This is a genomic window from Flavonifractor sp. An306 (assembly GCF_002159455.1).
In the GTDB taxonomy this organism is placed as follows: domain Bacteria; phylum Bacillota; class Clostridia; order Oscillospirales; family Oscillospiraceae; genus Flavonifractor.
The window spans coordinates 1-7,224 of record NZ_NFIQ01000115.1; the positions used below are offsets into that span (position 1 = coordinate 1).

Below are 7,224 nucleotides of genomic sequence, written 5' to 3' on the forward strand. Positions count from 1 at the left end.
GAGGATGATTATGAGGAAACGGAGGATAGCAGATGAAACACACCAGGAAACTCTTATCCCTTGCGCTGATCGCGGCGGCGGTCTGCTCGCTGTCGGTCAGCGCCCACGCAGCCGACTATTCCTTTACCACCGAAGCGCCGGCAGATTATTACGGCTCCACCTCCTACGAGGATGTCTACGGCTCCCAGTATAACTACGGCGGGCCCAATGTGGTGGACTACCAGATCCCCGAACTGGAGTACGGCAGTTTCAGCACTACCCAGACGGGACTCATGGAAAAAGCCCTGCTGCCCGGCCTGCAGCAGAGCGTCTATTCGACAGAAGGCGGGACCGGCTACGGTATCACGACCGGGGACGGCATATATGTGGCCGCCCCTGAAATCCAGGATTCAACTCCGACCATCGTCTATCAGCAGCCGGCCTACACCAGTGTGGATGGCATGGAGCGGTCCGACGGCAGTATCGGGACCTTGAAGATCCCCTCCCTGGGTATCAATATGAAGGTCTGGGAAGGCGAAACAAACGCCAGTATGTCCAAGGGACTTGGGCATTACAGTTCCACATCGGCGTGGGATGGAAATGTTGCGATGTGTGGGCATAACAGGGGCTCAAAATATGTGATCGGCGACATTAAGGACATGGAGAAGGGCGATCTGATCACCTATACCACGGTCTATGGGACCCGTACCTACGCCGTCGTTTCGGTGGAGATCATCGCCAGCAACGACTGGAGCAGTCTGCAGGCGACAAGCGACAACCGCATCACGCTGACCACCTGCCTGGCCAATCATCCAGAAAAAAGAGTTTGTGTCCAGGCGGTGCAGATAAACGGCTGAAACCGTTGAAAAACAAGGAATTTAGGGGGCGATTGTTGCAAAGTTGTTTTTGCGGCGTGAGCATTCAAAATAATCCTTTGACAGCGGCTAAGTTCTGTACTATGCTCAAATTACTCCCCCAGTTTTCGGGGGAAATCCAAAGGAAAGGAAGGGTCAGTTATGGTACAGAAAACCAGCCACGGGGCAAAGGATGACAGCGTCAGGATCCGCATGGATATTACCGTTGACCTTCCTGCCGAAGTGGCAAATGAGGTGGATCGGCTGGGCCTCTATGAGTTCGAGAGATGCTCATACAACGAGTCCACCCGCCGCCTGACGGCGAGCGTGACGACCACGCTATACAGAAACAGGAAGGGAGCGTGATACTATGAAAAAAATCACAAGCGCGTTACTCTGTGTGGTGCTGATGCTGTCGCTGGCTTGCCCGGCTCTGGCCGTGGGGCAGGTACCCGAAGTGGAGACCGCCGCAGCATACCTGAAGGAACTGGGCATACTGGCAGGCGACCAGAACGGAGATCTGCGTCTGAACGATGGCCTGACGCGCGCCCATCTGGCTACGATCCTGACCCGGCTGCAGGGGAATCCCGATCATGTCCAGGCCGAGCAGGCATACTATATCAGCCAGTGTCAGTTTTCGGATGTGCCGGAATGGGCCAGGCTGTATGTAGGCTACTGCTATGCCAATGGGCTGATGGCAGGATACGGCGGAGGAGTCTTTGGCGCGGATGATGGTGTGACTCCGCAGGCGGCCTGCACGGTGGTACTGCGGTATCTGGATCTGCCGGAAGTAACCTGGGACTACTCCACAGCCTGCCAGACCGCTCTTGAACTGGGGCTGGTCACGCCTGAGGCCACAGCAAAGGCTGAGATCTCCCGGGGTGATTTGGCAGTCCTGCTCTATCGCGCGCTGGGCAATACCGGACCGGAACTACCAGAGGGCAACGCGGGCGCCGGAAGCCTGAGCAGGAATGAAGACGGCTCTATCAACCCGCCGGCAGACGGCTCTCAGTATGTGCCCCAGGTCGGTGATGTGATCCGCTGCGATGACGGTACAAATTATACGATCACCGATGTGAGCCGGTGGGACAAGAGCATGTTTTCCTCGGGTCCGATTGGATCCCTGCCAGAGCCCACCTGTGACTGGAGCCTGTTGCCGCAGCCGGAACTTCCGGATATGGAGGTGCGCCGCTACCAGAACGAAACCGGAGACCACCTGCGGGTCCGTAATCTATATGAGACGCGCCGGATGCTTTACACGCTCTATAACGCAATCGGGGATAATCCGGCGACATGGGAGAATGGCGCCCCGAAGCTGAACGCCAAAGGTGTTTTCCCCGTGTATATCAATCTGAGTATTGCGGACGGCCTCTCATACCAGATGTTCTGGCCCTGGAGGGAGCGCGAGATCATTGACCTGTTCAACAGCGTTCCGCCGGGCACCTATTCCATGCAGGCATGGGATGTCTACAAGGACGGCGTGTTCTCACATACCGAGTATCAGATCCATGTAATCTAAGTCAAGTCAGTCAAAAGGGAAGGCAGTGTGCCCAAGCGGCACACCGCCTTTCTTTTTTGCCCGTTTAGCATTCCCCACAACTGAATTAACCCAACCGAAGGGGGGATGCAACGAGCTGACGGGGTGTCCTCCCTGTTTTTATGGAGGTCACTCATGAAAAAACGATTGATTACAATGCTCCTGGCTTTGCTGATGGTCATGGGGCTGCTGCCAACGGCAGCCTTTGCCGCGTCCACGCCGGAAGAGGCGCTTGGTGAAATTGACATCTACAGCGGCGGCGAGGAGCTTTCCTACCTGTCTATCAACGGCCGGGTCCGGACTCTCATCTATACCTATTATAATTATGACAATGGGAGCGGCGTGACCCGCGAGATCCCTGCATATTGTGTGAACCCGAACATCACGGGAGTCCCTCAGACAGTAGCGCCCGGTGAAAGCATTGAATACTTAGCCGAAGAAAAATCGAGCGATCCAAAGGTCATTGGCATTGTTGCCAGCGGCTATCCGACTCGCAGCCTGGAGGAACTGGGCCTGGAGAACAAGTACCAGGGTTATTATGCCACAAAAATGGCGCTCTGGTGTTACCTCCTGAGTAATTGGGACATTAACAACCTCAAGGTCAATCCCAATTTGACCGGGGTGGAGCTGCAGCGCGCCCAGAAGATGCTCGCTGCCGCCAAGGACATCTATGCCAGAGGCACGGCCTGGGATGAGATTCTCTCTCCCCAGGTAACCTGCACCCCGGACCGAGATGTTGCCTACCAGGTCACCATTGACGGCAAGCAGTACAAGCAGCAGGTCTTCACCTTCTGGTCGAAAACCTGGGTGTGCGATTATGAGGTCAATGTCTCCTTTACCGATCCGTCCATGGTCCCGGAGGGGACCCGGATCGTGGATATGAATAACCGGGATATCACCACGATCACCACGGAAGCCACCGGGGACGGCTACGCCGGTAAATTCAAAGTCCTGTACCCCATGGAAAGCGTACAGGGGGAGACCGGGAGCGTTCAGCTCTCCTTCAGCACCAACGTTTATCAGTACGCCGTCTTTTACGCAATTTGCCAGGAAAAGGATATTTATGGAAATCTGCAAAATTATGTCGTTGACACGGACCCAACCACAACGATGCGGATTTCCGCTTACAGCAATTACGCCGATTCCGGTGAGGAGCCGCCCGAGACCGGCCTGCGCATCCTCAAGTATGAGACTGGGACAGAAATCCCCATCAGCGGGTGCCTTTTCGAGGTCATCGGCCCGGATGGGGACAGCATCGGTTCTTTCACGACCAATGGGGACGGCCGCATTGAGATTCCTCTGCAAAAGAGTGGAAATTACACCGTAATTGAACGGGATGCGGCGTCCCATTATGTCATCAGCGAAGATCCCGCTCAGAATGTCACCGTGGTCTACGATGAAGTGGCCGAGGTGACATTTTTTAATGATCCATACGGCACCCTGCGGATCGAGAAGCGGTCCAATACCGGCCAGAAGCTGCAGGGCGCCATCATCACCATCGAGCATATTGAAAGTGGTCAGACCTTCACACAGGAGACTTCGAGCGCGGGCGTCGCCATCTTTGACGAGATTCCTTTAGGTGCGTACCGCATCCAGGAGCAAACTGCCCCCGTCGGCTGGCAGCTGGATGATACCGTCTATACCGCGACCGTGGTGGCCGGCGAAACGACCACCATCCCTATCATCAACGAAGAGCTGCCGGGATTGCGGATCATCAAGTATGATCGAAAGAACATGGTCGCAATGCCCGAGGTCACCTTCGCTGTCTATCGGGACGGAGAATTCCTTGGGAATTTCCAGACCGACCAGTTTGGTGAGATCCTGCTCACCAATGTGGAGCCTGGCACTTACCGCGCCTTCGAAGTGGACACTGGAGACGAAGGTTACATTCTGGACACCACGCCCCAGGAGGTGGAACTGCACGCCGGCGACGGCATCAAGGAGTTGTTGTTCTTCAACGATGTCAAGCCCGGTTTGAGGCTGGTGAAGGTGGACTCGGACGACCCCTCAAAGGTGATTCCCAACGCTGTTTTTGAAATCGAATCTGTAGAGGGCACCTACGGTCCCCAGGAGTTCCGGACTGACCAGAGCGGTGAAATCGACCTGTCCATGCTCCCGGCCGGCTCTTATGTGGTGACTGAAAAGTCCTGTGACGGCTATATCATCGACGAGGCCCAGCGCATCATCGAGCTGAAGCCCAATGAGGACGCACAATTCGTTTTCACCAATCATATCAAGCCTTCGCTTCAGCTCATCAAGCTGAGCAACGACGGCTCCCGCCTGGCCGGGGTGACCTTCCGAATTGCCAAGATCGAGGACGGCTCTCACTATCTGGACCGCACCACCAGTTCCACAGGTGAGATCCTGATATCCGATTTGGAGCCGGGTGTCTATTCCGTGCGTGAATTGTCCTCAACGCCGGACCACATCCCGGATGATACGGAGCACCATGTGGAGCTGTTCCCCGGGCAGACCAGCACGATCACCCTGACCAATGACCGGCGGCCCAATTTGTATATCCACAAATCGGACGCGGACACGGGCGCTCCAATTCCACACACGGTCTACCTCGTGAGAGGTGCGGACGGTCACTCCATTGCCGAGGTAGAAACGGACGAAAATGGCGTCGCGGTCGTAGAGAATTTGCTGCCCGGTGTGGTGGAGGTCATCGAAAAATCCGTCCCGGAGCCTTACCTGCTGGCGGAAGAGTCCCAGCTGGTGACTCTTTTCCCCAACCGGGACCGGGATGTGTATTTCGAGAACTATAAGCGCCCTGTTATCGAGATCATCAAGGAAAACGAAGTCACCCATGATCCTCTCGAAAATGTGCCCGTACAGGTCTGGTACGCCAGCAATAACACAGAGACGGGCGAGTACAACGACCTAGGTGTGTTCTACACCGATGAGGAGGGACGCATTGTCCTGAGCGATCCCGACCTCTCCCTGCGTGACGGCTGGTTCCGCATCGAAGAGTTAGAGGCCCCGAAGGGGTTCTCCATGACGGAGTCCAGCAAGCAGGAGGCGTTTGTCGCCGCTGGCGAGGGGCATACCTTCCGTATCTATAACCGGCCAAATTCGGCCATTTGCGTATGGAAGTATGATTCGGAAACGGGGGCTGCCATCGAGGGGGCTGTGTTCTAGGTCCGCTACCTCTCCGGCAACACCAGCGGTACTGGCGGTACGGTCATTGGCACTTACCGCACTTCGCCCAACGGCTCTTTCACGGTGACCGATTGCAAACCGGGTACCTACATCATCGAAGAACTCTCCAGTGACGGATCTCACGTCATCGACACCCCGCCCCAGACGGTCTACCTCTCCGGGGAGGAACAAGAGGTCGTACAGGTGTATTTTGGCAACAGCCCCATGGGTTCGCTGCTGATCAAAAAGGTGTCCAGTGCAGATAACTCCCCCATTTCTGATGTTCAGTTCTTTGTGACCGAGAGCGACGGCACCGTGGTGGGCGATGGCAACGGCTACTTCACCACTGACTCGGCGGGTACCATCCTCATCGAGGGCATCGAGCCTGGCACGACGCTGGTGGTCAAGGAGACCCGCGCTAAGGAAGGATTCCTGCTCGACGACACGCCCCAGACGGCCCAGATCCAGGCCGGGCAGACGGTGACTTTGGAGTTCCGTAATCAGCCGAAAGGCAATTTGATCATACACAAATTGTCGAGTACCGATAAGCAGCCGCTTGAGGGAGTTCAGTTCAAAATCACCTATGCGGACGGTTCCTACCTTGCAGACGAGAATGGCCACCTGTCCTCCAACGGCCTGTACTGGACCAATTCCGAGGGCCAAATCGTCCTCTCCAATGTCACCGGCACAGTCGTAGCGACTGAAGTGCAGAGCATCGAGGGGTACACCATCGACCCTGATACCCAGAGCCAGACCGTGGTAGTCAATCCTGACGATACGCAGGAGTTGTGGTTCTATAACGACCCGGTGGGCGGCTTAGAACTCATAAAGGTGAACGAAAGCAAGACCTCAGAGCGGATCCCCGATACCACCTATGAGATCCGCCGAATGGATGATGCCTTAGTTGATACCATCACAACGGACCGCAACGGCCGTGCCTTCCTCTCTCTGGAGGACGGCTCTTACTATGCCGTTGAAGTCGAGGCCAATCCGAATTTCATTCTGGATGATACGCCGCACTATTTCGAGGTCAAGGATGGAGAGGTGACAACCCTGCGCCTGACCAACGCCGCCAAATCCGGTATTTTGATCCACAAGGTGGACACCTCCGGCGAGGGCATCTACGGCGTCAAGTTCCTGCTTTATGATGAGGACCGCAACCCCATTGGGGAGTTCACCTCTGATGACGATGGATATGTCTACATCACCGCCGATGACCTGCCGGACGGCGCCAACACCAGCGGCCGGTTCTATTTAAGAGAACTGGAGGCTGCGGAGGGCTATATCTTAGACGAGGAGTACAAGACCGTCTATGTGCGGCCGGGCCATACTGCGGAGATCGAGTGGGTCAACGAGGCCATCACCGGCCAGATCCAAATTTACAAGTATGCCTCCGAAGCCAACAGCATCACCGGCACAGCGGCAGGAACGCCGCTCCAGGGCGCTGTCTATGAGATCAGCAACGCCCGCACCGGCAAGGTGGTGGACTACATCACCACAGACGAGCGGGGCGTTGCGGCCTCCAAACCTTTGCCTTTGGCGCGCTATAAAATCGTAGAGGTCACAGCGCCGTCCTATTGGCAGGTAGACCCCACAGTTCACGATGTAACGCTGGAATATGCCGGGCAGATCATCAAGATCTCTGCCTACGATAAGCCCGCTGACCTGGGCGTTTCCGTCACCAAGCGCGGCAACGCCTCGGTGCTGGCCGGC

The 7,224-nt window shown here is 56.1% G+C and carries 5 protein-coding genes; all 5 read left to right on the plus strand.

All coding sequences use genetic code 11. The features are described from left to right. Positions 1–32 precede the first annotated feature (32 nt). Complete coding sequence (locus B5F88_RS18095; protein ID WP_087348801.1) at positions 33–836, plus strand: class D sortase; 804 nt, start codon at positions 33–35, stop codon at positions 834–836. Between the two features lie 159 nt (positions 837–995). Next, positions 996–1,199: a hypothetical protein gene (locus B5F88_RS18100; protein WP_087348803.1), complete on the plus strand. Its 204-nt coding sequence runs from the start codon at positions 996–998 to the stop codon at positions 1,197–1,199. A gap of 4 nt (positions 1,200–1,203) precedes the next feature. Continuing rightward, entirely contained in the window at positions 1,204–2,352 is a 1,149-nt protein-coding gene (locus B5F88_RS18105) for an S-layer homology domain-containing protein (protein WP_087348805.1), read from the plus strand. 153 nt (positions 2,353–2,505) lie between these two features. Further along, positions 2,506–5,511: a SpaA isopeptide-forming pilin-related protein gene (locus tag B5F88_RS21980; RefSeq protein WP_343286486.1), complete on the plus strand. Its 3,006-nt coding sequence runs from the start codon at positions 2,506–2,508 to the stop codon at positions 5,509–5,511. 45 nt (positions 5,512–5,556) lie between these two features. Then, positions 5,557–7,224: SpaA isopeptide-forming pilin-related protein (locus B5F88_RS21985; protein WP_343286487.1), on the plus strand; the 1,668-nt coding region annotated here is incomplete at its 3' end.